General features: G+C 60.7%; 22 protein-coding genes. 17 read left to right on the top strand and 5 right to left on the bottom strand.

Features of this window, described 5'->3' with window-relative positions; all coding sequences use genetic code 11:
- Positions 1-7 precede the first annotated feature (7 nt).
- The 6 genes from ACIX9_RS27335 (at position 8) to ACIX9_RS06910 (ending at position 2,936) form a co-directional block, all read left to right on the top strand.
- Positions 8-133 (top strand): hypothetical protein, encoded by a 126-nt coding sequence (locus tag ACIX9_RS27335; RefSeq protein ID WP_013579768.1) that lies wholly within the window; start codon positions 8-10, stop codon positions 131-133.
- Between the two features lie 86 nt (positions 134-219).
- On the top strand, positions 220-975 hold the full coding sequence (gene sdhB / locus ACIX9_RS06925) for a succinate dehydrogenase iron-sulfur subunit (protein ID WP_013579767.1): 756 nt from the start codon (positions 220-222) through the stop codon (positions 973-975).
- Between the two features lie 41 nt (positions 976-1,016).
- A complete protein-coding gene (locus ACIX9_RS06920) occupies positions 1,017-1,226 on the top strand; it encodes a hypothetical protein (protein ID WP_041596977.1) in 210 nt (69 codons plus the stop codon).
- Positions 1,223-1,462, top strand: a complete 240-nt coding sequence (locus tag ACIX9_RS27660) for a type II toxin-antitoxin system HicA family toxin (protein ID WP_013579765.1) — start codon at positions 1,223-1,225, stop codon at positions 1,460-1,462. The genes ACIX9_RS06920 and ACIX9_RS27660 overlap by 4 nt, the downstream gene beginning before the upstream one ends.
- Before the next feature lie 33 nt (positions 1,463-1,495).
- Positions 1,496-2,491 (top strand): metallophosphoesterase family protein, encoded by a 996-nt coding sequence (locus ACIX9_RS06915; RefSeq protein WP_013579764.1) that lies wholly within the window; start codon positions 1,496-1,498, stop codon positions 2,489-2,491.
- A gap of 37 nt (positions 2,492-2,528) precedes the next feature.
- Entirely contained in the window at positions 2,529-2,936 is a 408-nt protein-coding gene (locus ACIX9_RS06910) for a GlcG/HbpS family heme-binding protein (RefSeq protein ID WP_013579763.1), read from the top strand.
- Between the two features lie 166 nt (positions 2,937-3,102).
- On the opposite strand, the gene ACIX9_RS06905 is transcribed toward ACIX9_RS06910, so the two are convergent.
- Entirely contained in the window at positions 3,103-3,312 is a 210-nt protein-coding gene (locus tag ACIX9_RS06905; RefSeq protein ID WP_013579762.1) for a hypothetical protein, read from the bottom strand.
- Between the two features lie 433 nt (positions 3,313-3,745).
- On the opposite strand from ACIX9_RS06905, the gene ACIX9_RS06900 reads away from it, so the two are divergent.
- On the top strand, positions 3,746-4,876 hold the full coding sequence (locus tag ACIX9_RS06900; protein WP_013579761.1) for a dipeptidase: 1,131 nt from the start codon (positions 3,746-3,748) through the stop codon (positions 4,874-4,876).
- A 110-nt stretch (positions 4,877-4,986) separates the two neighbouring features.
- Here the strand turns inward: ACIX9_RS06900 and ACIX9_RS06895 are convergent, their stop codons facing one another.
- Positions 4,987-5,283 (bottom strand): putative quinol monooxygenase, encoded by a 297-nt coding sequence (locus ACIX9_RS06895; protein WP_013579760.1) that lies wholly within the window; start codon positions 5,281-5,283, stop codon positions 4,987-4,989.
- Between the two features lie 86 nt (positions 5,284-5,369).
- Here ACIX9_RS06895 and ACIX9_RS06890 point away from each other — a divergent pair, with 86 nt between their 5' ends.
- Positions 5,370-6,158 (top strand): peptidylprolyl isomerase, encoded by a 789-nt coding sequence (locus tag ACIX9_RS06890; RefSeq protein WP_013579759.1) that lies wholly within the window; start codon positions 5,370-5,372, stop codon positions 6,156-6,158.
- An 85-nt stretch (positions 6,159-6,243) separates the two neighbouring features.
- A complete protein-coding gene (locus ACIX9_RS06885) occupies positions 6,244-6,765 on the top strand; it encodes a peptidylprolyl isomerase (protein ID WP_013579758.1) in 522 nt (173 codons plus the stop codon).
- An 82-nt stretch (positions 6,766-6,847) separates the two neighbouring features.
- Here ACIX9_RS06885 and mdh read toward each other — a convergent pair whose 3' ends face one another.
- Together mdh and ACIX9_RS06875 are read right to left on the bottom strand one after the other, a co-directional pair.
- Positions 6,848-7,777 carry a malate dehydrogenase gene (mdh, locus tag ACIX9_RS06880; RefSeq protein WP_013579757.1) on the bottom strand — a complete coding sequence of 310 codons (930 nt, stop codon included), beginning with the start codon at positions 7,775-7,777 and terminating at the stop codon, positions 6,848-6,850.
- A 106-nt stretch (positions 7,778-7,883) separates the two neighbouring features.
- Positions 7,884-9,314, bottom strand: a complete 1,431-nt coding sequence (locus tag ACIX9_RS06875) for a glutamine synthetase family protein (RefSeq protein WP_013579756.1) — start codon at positions 9,312-9,314, stop codon at positions 7,884-7,886.
- Positions 9,315-9,557: 243 nt separating this feature from the next.
- Between ACIX9_RS06875 and ACIX9_RS06870 the strand changes: the two genes are divergently transcribed.
- Entirely contained in the window at positions 9,558-10,487 is a 930-nt protein-coding gene (locus ACIX9_RS06870; protein WP_013579755.1) for a carbon-nitrogen hydrolase, read from the top strand.
- A 72-nt stretch (positions 10,488-10,559) separates the two neighbouring features.
- On the opposite strand, the gene ACIX9_RS06865 is transcribed toward ACIX9_RS06870, so the two are convergent.
- The gene (locus tag ACIX9_RS06865) at positions 10,560-11,561 is read right to left on the bottom strand and encodes a PhnD/SsuA/transferrin family substrate-binding protein (RefSeq protein ID WP_013579754.1); all 1,002 of its coding nucleotides are present in this window, start codon (positions 11,559-11,561) and stop codon (positions 10,560-10,562) included.
- A 169-nt stretch (positions 11,562-11,730) separates the two neighbouring features.
- Here ACIX9_RS06865 and ACIX9_RS06860 point away from each other — a divergent pair, with 169 nt between their 5' ends.
- From ACIX9_RS06860 to ACIX9_RS06830, 7 genes are all read left to right on the top strand, one after another.
- A complete protein-coding gene (locus ACIX9_RS06860) occupies positions 11,731-12,222 on the top strand; it encodes a MarR family winged helix-turn-helix transcriptional regulator (protein ID WP_198152171.1) in 492 nt (163 codons plus the stop codon).
- Positions 12,223-12,256: 34 nt separating this feature from the next.
- Positions 12,257-12,784, top strand: a complete 528-nt coding sequence (locus tag ACIX9_RS06855; RefSeq protein WP_198152170.1) for a GNAT family N-acetyltransferase — start codon at positions 12,257-12,259, stop codon at positions 12,782-12,784.
- 107 nt (positions 12,785-12,891) lie between these two features.
- Positions 12,892-13,578: a DUF305 domain-containing protein gene (locus tag ACIX9_RS06850; protein WP_013579752.1), complete on the top strand. Its 687-nt coding sequence runs from the start codon at positions 12,892-12,894 to the stop codon at positions 13,576-13,578.
- On the top strand, positions 13,578-15,449 hold the full coding sequence (locus ACIX9_RS06845; RefSeq protein WP_013579751.1) for an LVIVD repeat-containing protein: 1,872 nt from the start codon (positions 13,578-13,580) through the stop codon (positions 15,447-15,449). Before ACIX9_RS06850 ends, ACIX9_RS06845 begins: the two co-directional genes overlap by 1 nt.
- A 28-nt stretch (positions 15,450-15,477) precedes the next feature.
- Positions 15,478-17,061, top strand: a complete 1,584-nt coding sequence (locus ACIX9_RS24615; protein WP_013572755.1) for an ISL3 family transposase — start codon at positions 15,478-15,480, stop codon at positions 17,059-17,061.
- A gap of 541 nt (positions 17,062-17,602) precedes the next feature.
- A complete protein-coding gene (locus tag ACIX9_RS06835; RefSeq protein ID WP_198152169.1) occupies positions 17,603-20,341 on the top strand; it encodes a S53 family serine peptidase in 2,739 nt (912 codons plus the stop codon).
- Positions 20,342-20,583: 242 nt separating this feature from the next.
- On the top strand, positions 20,584-22,020 hold the full coding sequence (locus tag ACIX9_RS06830; RefSeq protein ID WP_013579747.1) for an oligogalacturonate lyase family protein: 1,437 nt from the start codon (positions 20,584-20,586) through the stop codon (positions 22,018-22,020).
- Positions 22,021-22,085: the final 65 nt, after the last annotated feature.

The raw sequence follows: 22,085 nt of genomic DNA, 5'->3' as shown, positions 1-22,085 counted from the left end.
ACCTGCCATGTACGTGTTGCCAATCGTTGCCCTATCGTGGGTGTTCGGCCGCTATGTCATTCCCTGGCTCTTCTACCTCGCCGTCATCTACGGTTCTGACCGCGATATGTTCAGCACCCACAGATTTCGCTAAGTGCAATCAGTTTTGAAAGGGCGGGGCTTCAGCCCCGCCACCCGCATTAGCAACAAACCGGGCTTTAGCCCCTGAGGGAATATCCCATGGCCACCGCCACCCGCACCATCGAAGTCCACATCAAGCGCCAGGCCACGCCCGACGCCCCCGCGCGCACGGAGAAGTTCTCCATCCCCTATCGCCCCAACATGAACATCACCTCCCTGTTGGGTGAGATCGCCGCCGAGCCCGTCACCGCCAGCGGCCAGCAGACCACCGCCATCGCCTACGACGCCAACTGCCTCGAGGAGATCTGCGGCTCCTGCGCCATGCTCATCAACGGAAAAGCCAGGATGGCTTGTTCCGCTCTAGTAGACAAGCTGGAGCAGCCCATCACCCTCGCCCCGCTCTCCAAGTTCCCCGTCGTCCGAGACCTCGCCGTAGACCGCTCCGTCCTCTTCCAGAACCTCAAGGCCGTCAAAGCCTGGGTCCCCATCGACGGCACCTACGATCTCGGCCCCGCCCCCCGCCAGTTCCCCCAGATCCAGGAATCGCGCTACCCTCTCTCCAACTGCATCTCCTGCACCATCTGCATGGAGGTCTGCCCCCAGTTCAATGACTCCACCAACTTCGTAGGCGCAGCCACTATCGCCCAGGTGAAGCTCTTCAACATGGACCCCGCCGGAGCCGTCCTCAAGGAAGAACGCCTTCGCGCCCTGGCCGGAGACGGAGGAGTCCAGGAGTGCGGCATGGCCCAGAACTGCGTAGCCGCCTGCCCCAAGCAACTCCCCCTCATCGAAGCCATCTCAGACGTCAGCCGAGACGTAGTCATCCAGCAAGTCAAAGACTTCTTCAGCTTGTAGAAAGCTTGAAGGCCATTCGCACAAAGCGTAGTCTTTACAACATGGAAGAGCTTGTGTTCGTGATCACTCCCGATGAAGAAGACGGCGGATTCTGTGCAGCCGCTGTTGGCGTACCCATCTTCACGCAGGGGGATGATTGGCTGGATCTGTGTGCGATGGTGCTCGACGCAACAAAGTGCTACTACTACGATTCTGAGCCACCCGCCACTGTCCGCCTCATGCTCCGTGAGCAAGTTTTGAAGGTGGCTTGAAAACCCCGCGCAACCTGCATGGATCAAAGCTTGTCGACCATCTGGTGCGATGCTGGGGTTACAGACGCGCCCATCAGACAGGGAGCCATATTCACCTGCGCACCGACTTCCCGACCGGCCAAACGGTAATCATCCCAGATCATCGTCCATTGAAAGTCGGCACTCTAAACAGCATCCTGGATCAAGTTGCATATCATCGTGGCGTGCCCCGGCAAGACATCCTCCGCGATCTCTAGCCCTCCATTTACGCCCTCGCCTACAATCTCCCCATGTCTTCCCTCACCCGCCGCAACTTCCTCTCCCTTTCTGCCGCCACCTCCGCCGCACTAGCCCTCCCGACTTCCGCCTACTCCCTCACCCTTCCAGCCGCCCCCGGCAACCTCCGCCTGATCTTCTTCACCGACACCCACAACCAACCAGAACTCAACGCCAACGAGGGCACCACCTTAGCCTTCGCCAAGATCCGCAGTTTAAAGCCAGACCTCTGCATCCAGGGTGGCGACCACGCCTTCGACCTGGCCGCCGCCCCGCGCGACCGCTCCCTCATGCTCCTCGACCTCTACCAAAAGACCGAGCGCTCCCTAGACGGCATCCCCATCCACCACGTCATCGGCAACCACGACGTCTTCGGCCGCGACCCCGCCTCCAACATCACCCTCACCGACCCCCTCTACGGCAAGAAGGCCTTCGAGCAGACGTTCAAAACCAAGACCTACCGCTCCTTCGACCAAGCCGGATACCACTTCATCCTCCTCGACTCCATCCAGATCACCGCCGATCGCGGCTTCGACGCCATGATCGATGACGCCCAGCTCGCCTGGCTCAAATCCGATCTCGCCGCCACTCCCATCGGCACGCCCATCATCATCGCCACCCACGTCCCCATCGTCTCCGCCGCCCCCCAGTACTCGCCGCCGGATGACAAAGCCGCCACCGCCATTGCTTACCAGCAGATCACGCACCTCCACGGCTTCCTCTTGGGCAACGCCCCCACCGTGCTCCCTCTCTTCCACGGCCATAACATCATCGCCGTCCTCCAGGGCCATACCCATATCAATGAGGTCGTCCAATGGCAGGGCATCCCGTTCATCACCAGCGGAGCCGTCTGCGGCAACTGGTGGCGAGGCTCACGCTGGGGCACACCCGAAGGCTTCACCGTCCTCGAGCTCGCCAACGGCAAAGCCCACTGGCACTACGAGACCTACGGCTGGAAAGCCACCAACCCTTTACCGGATCCTTACGCATCCAGCCCCACAACCGCGTAAGCTTACCCAGTAACTGAAATTTTCCAGGAGTCACCCAATGAGCCACACCGTAACCCTCGCAGAAGCCCGCACCGTCATCGCCGCAGCCACCGCTGAAGCAGAAAAGATCGGCCAGCCCATGAACATCGCAGTCGTCTGCGCCGGCGGCTATCTCCTCGCCTTTGAGCGCATGGAAAACGCGTGGCTCGGCTCCGTCGATATCGCCCAGAAGAAAGCCTGGACGAGCCGCGCCTTCGACATCGAGACCGGCACCCTCGGCACCCTCTCCCAGTCCGGCGACCAGTTCTTCGGCATCAACGCCTCCAACGACGGCAAGGTCATGATCTTCGCCGGCGGCGTCCCTCTTCTGCGCGACGGCAAGGTCATCGGCGCCATCGGAGTCTCCGGCGGCCTCGGTGCCCAGGACCAGGCCGTAGCAGAAGCCGGCGCCAAAACCATCAAGTAGCCACCACGCCCTTCGGATCAAACTCCGGCGTCATTCCACTCCCCCGTCGTCATTCTGAGCGAAGCTCAGAACCTCTGTATTTTGTCTAAGACCGAACAAATCTCGACCAAAAAAAACGCCTCGCATAAGCGAGGCGTTTCCATTCAGACTGGAAGCCAAAGAAACTCTACTTCGAAAAGATCGTGCTGCCCGGAATCTCCTGCTCATCGCTATGAATCCGGTTATTCGCCCGCTTGGCGGACTCCATCGCCACCCCATCCAACTGCTCCTGCTTGGTGGTCGCTACATCCTTGCTATCGCCAGACTCATGCGACGCGTCCACTGCTGTCTTGCTCGAATTCAGATCCCGATTTGTCGTGCCGTCATTGAAGTTCATACTTCACCTCGCACCATAAGACACCCCCACCACCCGCAGGGTTGTCCCAAGCCACCGCTACGCCCAATACCTTAGCGCCCTTTGCGTTTTTCCTCAGCGCCCTTTGCGGCTTGCTTTGTTTCACTTAGCCCTCCGAAAAAATAATTCCTCCGAAAACCTCAGCAAATTCGCATGTCAAGCCCTCACAACCCATAAATTTCCCGTAACAACCACATTTCAAGCAAGTTACATCCGAAAAATAGTTGGGGTATTTACCCTTGGCAACTCGGTATAATGAAAGTAGACACAGAGAAGCCTCGGGATACTCCCGGGGCTTTTCTCATTCTGCGGTTAGACCTCCTGGTTGGAAGTCCAGACCTAACCACAATGAATGGAAGACTTTAGACCGAAACACCCAGGTGGGGGGATACCCCACGGAGACTCACAAAACGCCATGCATGAAGCCGACCAGATCCACGCCACAGCCCTCATCCTCGACGCGCACGCCGATACACCCCAGCGCTTCGTCGACGAGAACTGGAGCTTCACCGGCCCGCTCGACGACGGCATGATCAACCTGGCCACCGCCCAGGAAGGAAACCTCGCCGCCGAGTTCTTCGCCATCTGGGTCGACCCCACCGAGTTTCCCCCCGGCACGCAATCCGACCGCGCCTTCCAGCTCATCGACGGCGTCCTCGCCCAGGTCCGCAGCGCACCCGAAGCCCTGGCCCTCTGCCGCACCCCCGCAGAGATCCTCGTCGCCCGCAAGGCCGGAAAGTTCGCCATCGTCCTGGCCGTAGAAGGCGGCCACGCCATAGAGGACAACCTGGAGATCCTCCGCACCTACCACCAGCTGGGCGTCCGCTACATGACCCTCACCTGGAGCCACACCACCACCTGGGCAGACTCCTCCGGAGACGGGGGCCATCACAATGGCCTCACAGACTTCGGCAAACAGGTCATTCGCGAGATGAACCGCCTCGGCATGATGGTGGACGTAAGCCACGTATCAGACAAGACCCTGGAAGACGTCCTCGCCACCTCCACCGCCCCCATCATCGCCTCTCACTCCTCCGCCCGAGCCCTTACCGGAGCCCCCCGCAACCTCACCGACGACCAGATACGCGCCATAGCCGCCACCGGCGGAGCCGTCATGGTGAACTTCTTCCCCGCCTTCATTGATGAGACCTGGCGCGCCGCCTGGAGCGCTCTGAAGCCGGAGCGCGACCTCGCTCACCAAGCCGCAGCCGCCCCATACCGCCTCAACGGAGACCCCGTCCCCTTCGCCGTCTCAAACGCCATAGACCGTGAGTTCGCCGCCCGCCTTGAGCGCCCACCCCTGAGCTCCCTGCTGGACCACATCGAGCACATCCTCCGCGTAGCCGGAGAAGACCACATAGGCATAGGCTCAGACTTTGACGGCATCCCCGCAACCCCGGCAGAGATCGACACCGCAGCCGACCTCATCAAGATCACCCGAGGCCTCTACGACCGCGGCATCACCGCCGAGCAGCTTCACAAGCTCCTCGGCGGCAACCTACTCCGCGTCTTCCAATCAATCCAAGACCACGCAACGCATGGCTAACCCATCACTGGCTAAACCACGACCATCACCCACCCACAACCGTCATTCTGAGCGAAGCTCAGAACCTCCGTATTGGCAGTTGTTGTTGCCTGTTCTCCCTCAGCCAGCCACTAAAGCTTCTCCGCCAGCAACGCGATCTTATGGATCTTAGGAGCCTCTGAAAAGTATTCATCCGCCACAGCGAACAGAGCCTTGGCGATCTCACCATTCAAATGAGCATCCCGCCCAGCCTCATCGTCAAACGTATCGAACACCCCATACGTCCCGTTGTCTTCCTTGAAGCCGTACCACGTCACGGTGCCCTTCTCGTCCTTCGCCATCTCCGCGCCTTGCTTCAGAAACGCTTCGATTTCAGCTTCCTTGCCCGGCTTCGGCTTCAACTCTGCATACAACGCGTACTTTGCCATGTGTTTCCTCCAGCACGTTGGATGCGGGAAAGACACATCCGTTACTTTGCTCCCAACACGCCGGATACGATAGCCTGATAGACGTGATGATCTTCCGCACTGGCACGACCACCTGCTTCGCCGCCCTGCTCTTCAGCTCCGCCCTCATGGCCCAGACCCCGGCCAAGCCAGCCGAGCCACTGCCCGACTCCCCAACTCCGCAGGCAGCCCAGCCCGCCAGCCAGCTCCCCGACGCACCCGGAGCCGGCCAGGGCGCACCCGCCCCCAGCCCCACCGGCCCCACCGTCATCATGGATACCAACATGGGCCGTCTCACCTGCAAGTTCTTTGACAAGCAATCGCCCCTCGCGACCGAGAACTTCATCTCCCTCGCCGAAGGCAAGAAGGACTGGACCGATCCCAAGACCCTCAAGAAGATCCACGGCGTCCGCTTCTACGACGGCACCACCTTCCACCGCGTCATCCCCGGCTTCATGATCCAGGGCGGAGACCACGCCGGAGACGGCACCGGAGACGCCGGCTACTTCTTCGACAACGAAACCACCCCCGGCTTGTATTTCGATGTCCCCGGCCGCCTCGCCATGGCCAACGCCGGCCCCAACACCAACGGCACCCAGTTCTTCATCACGGAGCTCCCTCAGCCCGATCTCGACGGCAAGTACACCATCTTCGGCCAGTGCGACGCGCACTCCGTCCTGATCGTCGCCACCATAGCGCGCGTGGACCGCAACAACCAGGACAAGCCCATCACCCCGGTCCTCCTCAACAAGGTGACCATCGTGAAGGAGGGTCAGGCCATCCCAGCCGAGCCCGTGCCGCCCGCAGCCTCACCCGCCGGCCCCGGTGTCCCGGTCATGCCGCCGCCGCCCAAATAATTTCGTCTCGCGTCCCAGCCTTTGAGCTTCGATCGCCTTCCCTCTTCGCACCGTCAACAGCATCACACTGTCAGGAGAAACACGAATGCCAAGCAAGCCAGGAACCTACGCAACCTTCAAGACCTCCCAGGGAACCATCGTCTGCGAGCTCTTCGAGAAGGACGCCCCCATCACCGTCAAGAACTTCATTGAGCTCGCAGAAGGCACACGCGAGTGGTCCAGCCGCAGCAAGAAGGGCGACAAGCTCTACGACGGCAGCATCTTCCACCGCGTCATCCCCCAGTTCATGATCCAGGGCGGAGACCCCGAAGGCACCGGCATGGGCGGCCCTGGTTACAAGTTCGCGGATGAGACCAAGGGTTCCACCCACCACTTCAAGGAACCCGGCAAGCTCGCCATGGCCAACGCCGGCCCCAACACCAACGGCAGCCAGTTCTTCATCACCGTCACCGACACCAGCTGGCTCACCGGCAAGCACACCATCTTCGGTGAGGTCGTTGAAGGTTACGACATCGTTGAGAAGATCTCCAACGCCAGCCGCGACGGCATGGACCGCCCCAAGACCCCCATCGTCCTGGAGAGCGTCACCATCGAACGCGTAGCCTAAGCAGTCCGTCACCCCAAATGCAAAGGCCCGCTCCCTAAGAGCGGGCCTTTGCATTGTTCCTACTAACCCCTAATCACTATCGTTACGCGACGCCAATCACCGTGCAAAGCTCCTTCACCGCGTCTGCGCTTTTCTGCAGCGCAGCCTGCTCATCCGCGGTCAGCTTAATCTCAATGATCTTCTCGATTCCCTTCGCGCCCAGCTTGCAAGGAACGCCGACATACAGCCCATTGATCCCGTACTCGCCCGTCAGGTATGCCGCACAAGGCAGAATCTTCTTCTTGTCCTTCAGGATCGCCTCGACCATCTCAACAGCAGCCGCGCTCGGCGCATAGTAGGCCGAACCCGTCTTCAGGTGCTTCACGATCTCCGCGCCGCCATTGGCCGTACGTGTCTCAAGCTCCTTCAGCTTCGCCGGCTCAATCAACTCCGTAATCGGAATTCCAGCCATCGTCGAGTAGCGGCTCAACGGCACCATGGTATCTCCATGCCCGCCCAGCACAAACGCCGTCACGTTCTCAACCGACACCTGCAGTTCCTCCGCAATGAACGTCCGGAACCGCGCGGAATCCAACACGCCTGCCATCCCGATCACGCGCTCGCGCGGGAACCCGGACTTCTTGAACGCAGCCTGCGCCATAGCATCCAGCGGGTTCGAAACGATAATCAAAATCGAATTCGGAGAACCTTCAACGACCTTCGAGACCACATCGCTCATGATCTTCGAGTTCGTATTCAGCAGATCGTCACGGCTCATCCCCGGCTTACGCGGAATCCCCGCCGTAATCACCACGATGTCCGAGCCGGCAGTATCCGCATAGTCGTTCGTACCCACAATCGAAACATCCCGCTTCTCGATCGGCATAGCCTGCAGCAGGTCCAGCGCCTTACCCTGCGGAATCCCCTCCGCCACATCCAGCAGCACTACGTCTGCAAGCTCTTTCGCTGCAAGCCAATGAGCCGCAGTGGCCCCAACGTTTCCCGCCCCAACAATCGTGACTTTCTTCCGCATTCCAAACATCTCCTTTTTCACTCCCCATAATGATAAAGCCGCACGCACGAACGGGGCGACATAAAGCATCGCCCCGCCGAATACCGCACTGACTAGTCCTTGCTTCTTAGAACTGACCCCAGAGCAGCTGGTTGTAAACATCGTGGTGGAACTGGATCTCACAAGGCTTGACGATCGTCCCCAGCAGGCGCGGACAACGATCGGCAGAAGCCTGCTTCAGATCCGAGTAACGCTGTTTCACATCGCCGCCCAAAATCGTCGTCACCCACTCGCTTTTGTTGAAGTCTTCCAGCGCCGTGTAGATGTTGTCCGGCAGATACCGCTCCGCTTGGCGCAGGTTTTCGATCTTCGCAATCTCGCCATCCAAGCCCGTCTTGAAGATCGTGTACAGCACCATGTAAGGATTCGCATCCGGTCCAACCGAACGAACCTCCACACGCGCCGACTTCGCATTCCCGATCGGAATCCGGACCATCGATCCACGATCCGTAGCCGAAGCCTTGATCTGGTTCGGAGCCTCAAAGTGCGGATCAAGCCGGCGATACGCATTCACGCTCGCATTCAGAACCACGCAGAGATCGCTTCCAACAGTCAGGATGCGGTCCACAAACTCCCAGCCAAACTTCGAGGTCTTCTCCTCGCCGTTCGGATCCCACATCAGGTTCGTCTTGTCCTTCGTGATCGACACGTTCGTGTGCATGCCGCTGCCGTTCACGCCCGTCACCGGCTTCGGCAGGAAGCTCGCCGTCATGCCCATCTGTGTCGCCACCTGGCGGCAGATCAGCTTGTAGAGCTGGATCTGGTCGGCAGCCATCACCACGTCGCCGTAGGTGTAGTTGATCTCGAACTGCGAAGGCGCAACCTCGGGATGGTCCTTCTCGTTCTCGAAGCCCATCGCACGCTGCACTTCTGCAGTGGTATCGATAAACTCACGCAGAGGATCGCCCGGCAGCGAGTGATAGTAGCCGCCCTTGTTCACATATTCGAACGAGCCAAGTTCATGGAAGCTCCGCTCGGCATCGATGCCCTCGAACAGGAAGCCCTCGATCTCGTTCGCAGCATTGAGGTGGTAGCCGTTCTTGTCGAACTGCTCCTTGGCATAGTTCTTCAGCACGCCACGCAGATCGCCGGCATAGTGCTCGCCGTTCTTGTCGATCACCTCACCGAATACCAGCACTTTACCTGCGCCGAACACGTCCGCCGGCGTCCAGTAAAACGCCGCCCAGTCGATCGCCAGCCGCAGATCGCTCTCACGCTGCGCCGTAAACCCGCGGATGGACGAGCCATCGAACGTCAGATTGTCGTAGCTGTTGACCAGGAACTTCTTGTCATAGTCCAGCATGTGCAGGCGGCCTTCGAGGTCGGAAAACACGACCATCACAGCCTTGATCCGGCGCTCGTCCCGCAGGTACGCCAGGCGCTCTTCCTGGATCTTCGCCGGGTCCACGCGATTCCGGCGCTGTTCCTTCGCCGCAAGGTTCAGGTCTTCAAGTTCGGAGTAGGAAAGTTCCAGAAAATCACGATATTCGCTCGACATGGTGCTCCTTTTCAGATGGGTGCGGGTCGTTCCCCACAAGGTTTCAGGTGCAGATCAGATGTGCGTGGCCGGGACAGAGAAGACAGAAAGAGTCCCACCTCAAACTTACCAGATGTTCATGTAAATAACCCATAAGTTTCCCTCACTATGGGATTAGGTGCCCGTTACGCGCAAGCGCATCCCGCAGGTCCGCTCAACATCTAAAATAGACACAGAGGCGCAAGCAATGCGCCAGGAGTAATGATGCTCGCCCCAAACAAAAAAATCGGCCTCATCCAAATGTCCTGCGTCCCGGACACCCAGGCCAACCTCGACAAAGCCATCCACATGACCCGCGAGGCGGCCCACGCCGGTGCCAACATCGTCTGCCTGCCCGAGCTCTTCCGCGCCCAATACTTCTGCCAGCGTGAGGAGCACGCCCTCTTTGACACCGCCGAATCCATCCCCGGCCCATCCACGGAAGCCCTCGCAGAGGTCGCAAAGCAGGAAGGCATCGTCCTCATCGCCAGCCTCTTCGAGCGACGCGCCGCCGGCCTCTACCACAACACCGTAGCCGTCTTGGAAACCAACGGCGAGATCGCCGACACCTACCGCAAGATGCACATCCCGGACGACCCCCTCTACTACGAGAAGTTCTACTTCACCCCTGGCGACTTGGGCTTCAAAGCCCAGCAATCCTCCCAGGGGCCCATCGGCACCCTCATCTGCTGGGACCAGTGGTACCCGGAGGGCGCACGCATCACCGCCCTCAAAGGCGCCGAGACCCTCTTCTATCCCACCGCCATCGGCTGGCACCCCTCAGAGAAAGCCGAGTTCGGCGAAGCCCAGTACTCCGCCTGGCAGACCATGCAGCGCTCCCATGCCATCGCCAACGGAGTCTTCGTCGGAGCCGTCAACCGCGTCGGCCACGAGTACGGCGACGTCATCCACAACGGTGTCACCATGCCCGGCCCCGGCCCCCACACGCTGGATACCGGCCTCGAGTTCTGGGGCGGCTCCTTCATCGCAGACCCCTTCGGCCGCGTCATAGCCCAGGCTTCCCATGACAAGGAAGAGATCCTCATCGCCGAAATCGATCGCAAGCTCCTCGAAGACACCCGCCGCAACTGGCCCTTCCTCCGCGACCGTCGCATCGACGCCTACCAGGGAATCACCAGCCGCTACCTCGACTAACCACAACGCCGGTCACCCTACCTCAGGCAGGGTGACCTTTGCGAAGCAAACCGTTTACGCAAATAAGCTGCCCTAAGACCCCAGGAACTCCGGCAGAAAGATATCTTCCATCGTGAACAGGCGGTCGGTGATGCCCTGCTCATGGTGATAGCGCAGAACGGCATCGATCGACTTGCGGTTCGCCGCGATGCCGTACGGCCACCAGTCCTCTCCAAGGACCGTCACATCCTCTTCCACGAGCTGGCTGAACCAGGGAAACATGGTTCCCATACTGTTAAAGATCAGGCCGTGCCTGTATTTGTCTTCGGCGGCCTTCTTTGCATCGCAGAAACCCTGATAGATAGCTTGCGCAAGCTCTGGATGTTGCTTCAGCAGATCCCGGCGAATGACGACCGTGTGCATGATCGGAAAGATGCCCGTGCGCTTGTAATAGGCCTGCTCCACCTGTTTGGAATCCGGAAAGAGACGCCGCACCTTCGGCGAGTGCTCCAACATGCACTTCGGCACATCCGCGGAGATGAGTGCGTCAATCTCTCCGGCCTCCAGCATCGCACCAAGCTCCTTGCCTTTCGCAATATCGCTCACCTCCACGTTAGCCGGATGCGTATGGGGCACAAAGTCAATCGCCTTGAGAGGCCAATCCAGACCGCCGATAACCCAGCGGCACGTCTCCGGCTTGAATCCAAACTCATCCATCAACATGCCTTTCGGCATGATGCCGGCATCGTGACTATAGAGAGCAAGCTCGCCAATCGTCTTGCCGTTGAGGTCCTCCGGCTTCTCGATGCCGCTAGCTTTATTGACGAAAATAGCGGAGTGCCTGAACGCGCGATTGGGAAAGACAGGGATCGCAACAAACGGTGACTCGCCATCTTTGAAAGTCCGCAGGAAGTATGTAAAACCCAGTTCGGATACGTCGAAGCTTCCATCGGCGATCATGCCACGAAAGATCTCCGTCACGATCGGCGCGCTGTGAAACGTTCCATCCACGCCGTCAATCTTCACCGTTCCATCCACGAGCGCGCGGGTCCGATCGTAGTCCCAGAACGCAAGGTCAAGTTTCTTGTTTGCCATATCGAGTCTCCTTTGACTGCCGCCTCTAAGGAATGGTCCGAAGAACGCTTGGTCCCTCATCAAAATCCCTAAATCGGCCGCCTGCAAATAAGATAAACATATTTACTAAAAGGATGTCCAGAAACACAACTTCAGTCCATTGCTCCCCACACTGACCTAAGATGAGACTGTGAAAGAGGACCAGCAAGCCATCCAGCGGATGTTCGATGAGGTCTCACTCGGAGCGCCGGAAAATGCCGTGGGATTTGTCATGTGGCGGATCGTCGCTCACTATCAGCGAGAGGTGGACCGCGCCCTCACTCTCGACAATCTGACCAATCTTCAGTTCATCACGCTCTCCCTAGTCGCCTGGTTCGGCCGCGAAGGTACGCCCGTAACCCAAATCGAATTGGCACGCTCCGCTGGTATCCACCCGATGCAGGTGTCGCAGACGCTGAAGCTTCTTGAAACGAAAAAGATGATCTCCAGGCGAATCAGTAAGTCGGATACCCGGGCCAAGCGAGTCGAGGTCACGAAGACAGGCCTTGATGCCTTACATCAGGCATTACCAAAGGTCATCGCGGTGCAAAGAAGTCTCTTCGGCAAAGCCGGCCGGCCTGGAGGAAGTCTGCTCAAAGAACTGCTCCGCATCGACAAGGCACTGATCGACCCGGCACATTGAAACCACATTCCTTGTGCCTCGATATACTCTCCCAGTGACCCCCAACATCCTCCATCCCGTCACCCTCACCGGCAACCACGTCTCACTCGTCCCCCTCGCCCAGGCTCACGCTCCCGCTTTGGCAGCCGCAGTCCAGGACGGCGATCTCCACACCCTCTGGTACACCTCCGCCCCACCCCCGGAAAAAGTAGAAGCCGAAATCGCCCGGCGCCTCACCCTTCACGCCGCCGGCACCATGCTTCCCTTCACCGTCCTCGACGCCACCGGCATCCCGGTTGGCATGACCACCTACATGAACATCGACACCCCCAACTGCCGCGTAGAGATCGGTTCCACCTGGTACGCCGCCCGCGTCCAGCGCACCGCCCTCAACACGGAGGCCAAGCTCCTCCTCCTAACCCACGCCTTCGAATCATTGGCCTGCATCGCGGTCGAGTTCCGCACTCACTTCCTCAACCACCAGTCCCGTCGCGCCATCGAGCGCCTCGGCGCCAAGCTCGACGGCATCCTCCGCTCCCACTCCATCGCCCCCAACGGCACCCTCCGCGACACCGCCGTCTAAAGCATCATCGCCCCCGAGTGGCCCACCATCCGCGCCCACCTCACCCACCAGCTCCAGCGCCCCCGCTTACCCGCGCCGCCCGCCATGCTAACGTGAATGCATCGCCTATGCCCCACCTTCACCCGCACAAAAGCCTGAGTCAAGCCCTCGTTCTCGCACTCACCACAGCCGCCTTCACGCTCGCCCAGGCCCAATCTGCCCCACCCATCATCCAGCCTGGAGCACCCGGCACCCCCAGCAAGACCCTGCCCGCCAACACCACCGGCACTCTCCCGCAACGCTCACAAGCTGATATCGATTTCATGCAAGGCATGATCATGCATCACGGCCAGGCCATCCAGATGACGGCCCTCATCCAGTCCCACACAGAAAACAAGGAAGTCCGCTCCATCGGCCAGCGCATCAGCCTCTCCCAGACAGACGAGCTCAAGTTCATGCGCCGCTGGCTTGAGACCCGCAACGAACCCATCTCCATGTCCATGCCCGGAATGCCGGATATGGACATGATCGGCAAACCCATGCCAGCCATGCCTGGCATGCTCACGCCCCCACAGATGGAAGCCCTTCGCAACGCCCAAGGCCCCCAGTTCGACCACCTCTTCCTCACCGGCATGATGCAGCACCACAACGGCGCTCTCGTCATGGTCAAGGACCTCTTCAATCAGCCCGGGGCCGGACAGGACGCAGACCTCTTCGACTTCGCCACCGACGTCGACAACACCCAGCGCGCCGAGATCAGAATCATGCAACAAATCCTCGATCAAATCCGTTCAGACAAGCACAAGGAGAACTAATGATCCACAAGCAAGCCATCACCCGGCGTCTCTCCACCTTAGCCCTCGCCGCCGCAGCAACCCTCATCAGCATGGCCCCTACGTACGCACAAGACCACCCCGCCGAAGCCCCCGCGGCCCTCCCTCCTGGCATGACCGGTTCTACTCTCAACGATCCCCGCGTAGGCCTCAAGCCCGGTCTCTACGACGCAGGCGAAGCCGCCAGCGGCATGCAGCACCTCGCCTTCCTCAAGAAGGCCAGCGCCTTCCAGCTCGGAGCCACCGGCCCGGACGACCCCATCGTCCAGAAGACCCTTAATACCCTCGGCGCAGCCGGAGTCCCCGCGCCCATGCGCATGGTCATCGCCCAGCTCGCCTACGCCAACTCCGACTTCGCCTTCCAGGGCACCCATCTCATCCAGGGCAACTTCTCCGGCGTCAGCTTCTATGACATCGCCAACCCCGCCAAGCCCGCCCTCATCTCCACCCTCGTCTGCCCCGGCGGCCAGGGCGACGTCTCCGTCTATAACAACCTCCTCTTCATGTCGGTCGAAATGCCCAACGGCCGCATAGATTGCGGTGCACAAGGCTTCCCGCCCAATCCCCCTCCGGCACCCGGCCATGAGAAAGAGCACCACCCACCCGTAGCCTCGCCTGACCGCTTCCGCGGCGTCCGCATCTTCGATATCTCAGACCTCAAGAACCCCAAGCAGGTCGCAGCCGTCCAGACCTGCCGCGGCTCCCACACCCACACCCTCGTCGTAGATCCCAACGATAAGAACAACGTCTACCTCTACGTCTCCGGCACCTCCTTCGTCCGCCAGTCGGAAGAGCTCGCAGGCTGCTCTGACGAGGCCCCGGAAAAGGACCCCAACACCTCCCTCTTCCGCATCGACGTCATCAAGGTCCCCCTCTCCACCCCGCAGGAAGCCAAGGTCGTCGCCAGCCCCCGCGTCTTCGTCGATCCCCGCACCGGCGCGCTCAATGGCCTCAATAATGGCGGCAGCCACGGCGAAGAGAAAGTGGCCGATACCAATCAGTGCCATGACATCACCGTCTACTCCGCCATCGGCCTCGCCGCCGGCGCCTGCTCCGGCAACGGCATCCTCATCGACATCAAGGACCCCGTCCACCCCAAGCGCGTAGACGCCGTCAACGACCCCAACTACGCCTACTGGCACTCCGCATCGTTCTCCAACGACGGCACCAAGGTCGTCTTCACCGACGAATGGGGCGGCGGACTTCAACCCCGCTGCCGCACCACCGACCCCCTCAAGTGGGGAGCGGACGCCATCTTCAATCTCAAGGATGACAAGCTCTCCCTGGCCGGCTACTACAAGATGCCCGCCGCCCAGACCGAGACCGAAAACTGCGTAGCCCACAACGGCTCCCTCGTCCCTGTCCCCGGCCGTGACATTGAGGTCCAGTCCTGGTATCAGGGCGGCATCTCCGTCATGGACTTTACCGACCCCGCCCACGCCTTCGAGATCGCCTACTTCGACCGCGGCCCCATCGATCCCAAGTCCGTCGTGCTGGGCGGCGACTGGTCCGCTTACTGGTACAACGGCAACATCTACGGCTCGGAGATCGCACGCGGCCTGGACGTCTTCAAGCTCACCCCAAGCAAGTTCCTCACGCAAAACGAGATCGACGCAGCCAACCTCATTCACTACAAGGAGCTCAACGTCCAGAACCAGCAGCAGGTCATCTGGCCCTCCCAGCTCATCGTCGCCAAGGCCTACCTGGACCAGCTAACCCGCACCCAGGCCCTCCCCGCCGATCGTCTCGCCACCCTCACCAAGGCAGTCGACAAAACCCAGAAGTCCCACCTCAACAAGAAGGGCTCTTCCGTACATTTGGTGATTCTTTCCAGCGGCTCTTTGCAGGCGTAGCAAGGAGGTAGCACGCTGGAGGTTCCGGATGGTTCGAGGGACGCTGCTACCGAGCACTTCTGAAGTTGAATTGGTTTGTTTGCGGCCCAGGACTGGGTTGATTGAGGTTGAGCTTCGAACCTCTCGCCCTTTCTCTTGCTGCCCTGTCTGCGGTACGGCTTCGCGGCGGGTTCACAGCCGGTATCTACGCAGGCTGGGCGATCTGCCGTGGGAAGGTATTCCGGTCTCGATCCTGCTTCAGACCCGCAAGTTCTTCTGTGTTGTCGAGACTTGCCGCCGGCGCATTTTTACCGAACCGCTTTCCGGCACCGTGCTCCGCTATAGTCGGCGGACGCTGCGTTCTTGTGAAGCTCTGGACTGGATCACGGTTATGATCGGCGGTCAGGCCGGAGCTCGGCTGGCCCGTCGTCTCGGCCTGCTGGTCAGTGGCTCCACCTTACTGCGGCAGCTTCGTTGCCGCGCCCGATGTGCGCCGGTCGTGGCTCCGCGTGTACTCGGTATCGATGACTGGGCGTGGCGAAAAGGCCATCGCTACGGCACTATCCTGTGCGATCTGGAGAGCCGTAGGGTGATCGATCTGCTGCCGGACCGGGAGGCTGGAACTGTCGCTGAGTGGCTTCGGGAGCATCCTGGCAGTGAGATCGTGAGCCGGGACCGAGGCGGTATTTACGCTCAAGCCACACGGTTGGCCGCGCCTGGAGCCGTACAGGTGGCGGATCGCTGGCACCTGTTGCGGAACCTGAGCGAAGCACTGAAAAACGCGCTCAGTCCGCATCATCGACTGCTCACACAAGCAGCGAGAAGCAGCATGGGGGAGGTTCCAGGCGTCGTCACATCTCCGCAACCTTCGGTTCCGCCGTGGGAGTTACGGGCCAGCCTCCGCAACCGGGAGCGTCGCTTCAGCCGCTACGAAGAGGTGCATCGGCTGGGCCAGACAGGAGCGTCCCATGCTGCGATCGGCCGACAGCTGGGACTCGATCATCGCACCGTACGCAAGTTCCTCAGAACCGAGACGTTCCCCGAAGCGCAACGGAGCCCACGTCCAGGCATCGTCGATCCTTATGCCGAGTACCTCGACCGACGGCTTGAGCAGGGCTGCAGGAACGTGTCCCGGCTGTGGCGCGAACTGCGGGAACGAGGCTTCACGGGTCAACTTAACATCGTGAGACGCTGGCTTCGCTGCCGGCGTGGCTATCAACCGACCTCGGCAGCAGCCGCTCCACACAGAGCTGCACCACGTATCTCAGTCCGGCAGACGGTCTGGCACATCCTGAAGGAAACGCCCTCCGCTCAGACTTATCTTGAACAGGTCTACCAGGCTTCACCCGAGGTGTCTGTCGCGGCCAAGCTGGCCAAGGAGTTCTTCCGACTCATCACGCAGCGAGATCTTCCAGCCCTCACACCGTGGTTCGAGGCTGCGAAGACAACGGCACTGGCCGGCTTCGCCAGCCACCTGACCAGAGATCGAGATGCGGTTGAAGCGGCTCTCAAGCTCCCGTGGAGCCAGGGCCAGGTGGAAGGCCACGTCCATCGGCTCAAGCTCATCAAGCGCCAGATGTATGGCAGAGCCGGCTTCGACCTGCTCAGACTCAGAGTGCTTCACACCGCCTGAACAGGGCGGCCAAGAGCAGCCGCCCCAACTAAACCATCCTTCACCAAATGTACGGAAGAGCCACAAGAAGGACATGGATAAGCTCAGCGAAATGGCCGCATCGGTCAAATCTGCTGCGGCCTCCGCCAAAACCCCGGAAGATGCCAAGCGCCTCACCGCCCTGTCGGAAATCATGGAGCACCCAACCGCCTGACCCGCGGCCGTTTCCCCACTGCCCGTCCGCGAATCCTCCGCGGGCGGGCCGTTTTACGTTTGAGACCTGACCTGAGAATCCCTCCTGCCTAACCGCATTCGCGCCGGATCAGATCTCCCCAAAATCGTTAACACTTAAGTTGTAATTTGCCAAAAATCCACTACTATCGGCGTACAGCCTTTCACATAAGACGTTTGTCTTCAACTATCCGGGCCCCTTCCAGCCGTTCCGACTGGAAACTCCTGTCTGGTCTCAGGAAAATTTCACGCAGGGAGATTGCCCATGTCGCACTTTGCCTCAACCCTTCCAGTTCTCACGTCCACCCGCAGGCTCATGGTGGGTGCTTCTATGGCGGCATCTTTCGTGCTGTCGTCTCCTGCCTTCGCTCAGAACGCCGTAATCTCCCAGCATGTACCTGCCGTAGTACGCAGCGGCGTCGCCCCGCGCCTGCAGCCGCTGACCTCATTCACCACCATGGAGCTCCAGCTCACGCTCCCCATCCGCAATGAGGCAGCCCTGGACGCGGAGCTGGCTGACATCTACAACCCCGCCAGCCCCAAATTCCATCAATACCTCACCTCCGCGGAGTTCGATCGCAAGTACGCCCCCACGGAGGCCGACTATCAGACCCTCATCCGCTGGGCTCATAACAAGGGGTTCGCAGTCACCCTCACCACGCCCAACCGCCGCCTCATCTCCGTCTCCGCCACCACGGACGTCGTCAACCGCGCGTTCAACGTCACAGAAACCGAGTTCCGAGATAACGTCCTTGCCCGCACCTTCCACGCTCCCGACCGCGAACCCACCACGGACCTCCCCATCCGGCTCTTCGCCATCTCCGGCCTGGACGACTCCATCCCCAAACACAACCATCTCAAGCAAGGTACCCGCGCTCAGCGGTCCGCCGCAACCCACCTCATCACTGGCTCCGGTCCCCAGAACACCTATCTCCCCAGCGACATGCGCGCAGCCTACTACGGCACCGGCCCGCTCGATGGCACCGGCCAGACCGTCGCCATCTATTCCTATGACGGTTATCTCACCTCGGACCTCAGCGTCTTCGCGACCAATACAGGCACCCCGGATCTCACCGCCAAAGTCAAAAATGTTCTCGTCGGCGGCTACGCCGGAAAGTGCTTCGCCTCCAGCAGCGGAACCAGCGGCACCTGCGATGACGGCGAGCAGATCCTTGACATCGAGCAGGTAGGCGGCATGGCCCCTGGCATCAAGCAAATTCTCTTCTATGAAGGCACCTCGGCCGTAGCCGAACTCAACCAGATGGCCACCGACAACCTCGCCACCGTCATCACCTCGTCCTGGGGCGGCGGAGACTTTGGCCCCGCCAACGACACCACCTTCAAGCAGATGGCCGCGCAGGGACAGACCTTCATGAACGCAACCGGTGACTCCGGTGCCTTGAACTCCAGTACCTATTCCGCGCCGTCGGTTGACCCATACATCCTGGAGGTCGGCGGAACGGACCTCGTGACATCCGGCGCTGGCGGAGCCTGGGTCTCGGAGGACTCCTGGTCCTCCTCCACGGGAGGCTTCTTCAGCGCCAGCTCCCCCATCCCTTCCTGGCAGCAAACCCCCGGGGTCATTACCACGGCCAACCAGGGTTCCACCACTCTGCGCAATGTCCCGGACATATCAGCGGAGGCCGACTTTGACAACCCAACGGTTACCAATGGCAGCTTTCAGTTAGGCTACGGCGGAACCAGCTTCGCCGCGCCACGCATCGCCGGACTCATCGCTCTCGCCAACCAGCAATCCGCAGCTCAGGGAGGAAAGCCCGTCGGCTTCTTCAACCCCGCCCTCTACGCTCTCGGGCTCGGTGCCACGGCAGCCGCCAACCTGCACGACATCACAAACGGAGCGAATCCTTCACAAGTCGGCACCGCCGTCAGCTTCAACGCCGTCCCAGGCTACGATCTCGTCACCGGCTGGGGCTCCCCCAACGGCGCAACCTTCCTCAACTCACTCGTCTCCTCGCTCCTGCCGGACTTCTCCATGGCTCTCTCCGCCAACACCGTCACCATGGTGCGCGGAACCACGGACCCAGCCAATAGCATCAACCTTGCCATCACGAGTCTCCAAGGCTTCACCAGTGCCGTCAACCTGACCGTCTCCGGCCTGCCCGCGAACGTAACCGCAAGCTTCAGCCCGGCCACCGCCACCACCTCCAGCGTACTCACCTTCACCGCCGACCCAACCGTCCAATCCTCCACCTCAGCGATCACCGTAACCGGCACCTCCGGCGCACTGACCCACTCCTATACCCTCACGCTCAACGTGCTCAAACGCGCCAGCGGAGACTTCACCATGAGCCTCGGCAACACTAACGTGGCCCTCATCCCGGGAGGAAAGTCCGGCCTCAACGCCGTCACCATCACGCCAGGCGCAAATTTCGTCAACCCCTTGACGCTTTCACTCTCCGCCCTCCCACCCTCCACCGTCGGCGCCACCTTTACGACCAACCCCACCCTCGCCAGCAGCAATCTCACCCTGGCCGCAGCCGCAGCTGCTCCGCTCGGCACCTTTCCCATGACCGTCAGTGCCACCAACGGCACACTCCTCCACTCCGTTCCCTTCAACCTCATCCTGACCAACGCCCAGCTGCTCGGAAACCCAGGCTTTGAGAACGGCACAGACACCACGCCTTGGATCGCCACGGGCGGCATCGAGTGCAACACGGCCTGCACACCCCAGGCTCCCAACTCCGGGAGCTACTTCCTCTGGATGGACGGCTACGGCAAGGTCCACACCGACTACGCCTACCAGACGGTCACCGTACCCTCGGGCTACTCCTCCCTCGTACTCAGCTTCGCCCTGCACATCAACACGGTGGAGACCACGACCACGCTCAAGAACGACGTCTTCACCGTGCAGATTCTCGATCCCAACGGCGTCGTCCTGGCCACACCCTTCACCTTCTCCAATCTGGACGCCGCCACCGGCTACATTGTCCACACCGCCAACCTCAGCCCCTACAGCGGCCAAACCATCACCCTGAAATTCATGGGCGTGGAGAATAAGTCGCTCGCAACCTCATTCACCCTGGACGACGTAAGCCTCACCGTCCAGTAGTCCCTCAAACCCCACCACTTCCAAACCCGTAACACTGACCGCCACGATCCCGACCCGGATCGTGGCTTTTTTGCGCCCGGGATTCACTCGCATGAGTGCTTGAGTAAAGCCCGTGCAAACACCTATAAAACCCCTTGCCAGAAGTACCCCGGCAGGCATAGTTTCTTCCTCGAAACTGTTTCAGATATCAGCCCGTCTCCAAATCACGACCCACGATCCAAGCCCTCTTCAGGAGCAGTTCATTGAACCGTATCGCCGCCCGCATCGCCCTGGCCACCACCCTACTCCCTCTATCTGCGCTTGCCCAGTCCACCCCACCCAAAACCTGGGTCGATAAAGACACCGGCCACCGCGTCATCCGCCTCACCGACGAGCCCGGCTCCTCCGGCTTCTATTTCAATAACAACGCCTACACCCCAGACCTCAAGACCATGATCTACAACGCCCCCGACGGCATCCGCGGCATGGACATGGTCACCCGCAAGACCCGCCTCATCGTCCCCAATCCCCCCACCCCCGCCGGCGATAACGTCGCCCGCTTCCGCAACGGCGTCCACGCCATCATCGCCGGTCGCAAGACCAACAGCATCTTCTACACCCAGACCGACCCCGCCACCAAACAAAGCTCCATCTACAAGGCCGACGTCTACACCAACCAGATCACCAAGCTCGCCACCCTGCCCCCCGGCGCACCCGGCGTCGCCACCATCAACGCGGACGAGACCCTCGCCGCCGGCACCATGAACGACGGCCCCGCCGTAGCACCCGAGTACGGTGCCAACTCCGTCTCCCCCACCGGCACCCCCCGCGTAGCGCCGGAGGCCCACGGAGCCCAGTCCGGCAACCTAGTCCAGCCGGACAACAAGGGCGAGATGATGGAGCGCCGCCTCGCCTCCCGCCAGCCCCTCATCCTCTACACCGTCTCCCTCAAGCCCGGAGACAACAGCAAGATCACCGTCCTCCAGCACTCCACCGACTGGGTCAACCACCTCCTCTTCTCCCCCAAAGACCCGCAACTCCTCATGTACTGCCACGAAGGCCCTTGGCAGAAGGTCGACCGCATCTGGATGATCCACACCGACGGCACCCACAACACCCTCATCCACAAGCGCCACATCGCCATGGAGATCGCTGGCCATGAGTTCTGGGGCCTCGACGGCGAAACCATCTGGTACGACTGGCAGCCCATCAAGGGCCAGGACTTCTACCTCGCCGGATACGACCTCTCCAACGGCAAGCGCACCGCCTTCCACATGGATCGCAACGAGTGGTCCATTCACTTCAACCTCACCCAGGACCTCGACCTCTTCACCGGCGACGGCGGAGACAAGGGCCAGGTCGCCAAAGCCCCGGACGGCGAGTGGATCGAACTCTTCCACCCCCAGATGATCAACACCGCCGGAGCCCTCAACGAGCCGGACTTCTTCCAGCCCGGCATCTTCCACTCCGAGCACCTCGTCAACATGTCCCACCACAACTACAAGCTCGAACCCAACGTCCGCTTCTCCCCGGACAAGTCCCTCGTCATCTTCACCAGCAACATGTTCGGCCCCAGCTACGTCTTCGGCGTAGAAACCGCCGTAACCAAAAACATGAAGCCCGCCGACCTCCTCTCCACCCCGGAACTAGGCGAAAAGCTAAACCCAGGCAAACCCGCCTCAACCAACCTCAACAAGTAGCTCCCCTTGTTGTCATTCCCGTAGGATATCCGCTGTTGCTCTTGCCTTCTTGTTTGTCATTCCCG

The organism is Granulicella tundricola MP5ACTX9 (assembly GCF_000178975.2).
Lineage (GTDB): Bacteria > Acidobacteriota > Terriglobia > Terriglobales > Acidobacteriaceae > Edaphobacter > Edaphobacter tundricola.
The sequence above is the reverse complement of the archived record's forward strand: the minus strand, read 5'-3'. Positions and strand labels throughout refer to the sequence as shown.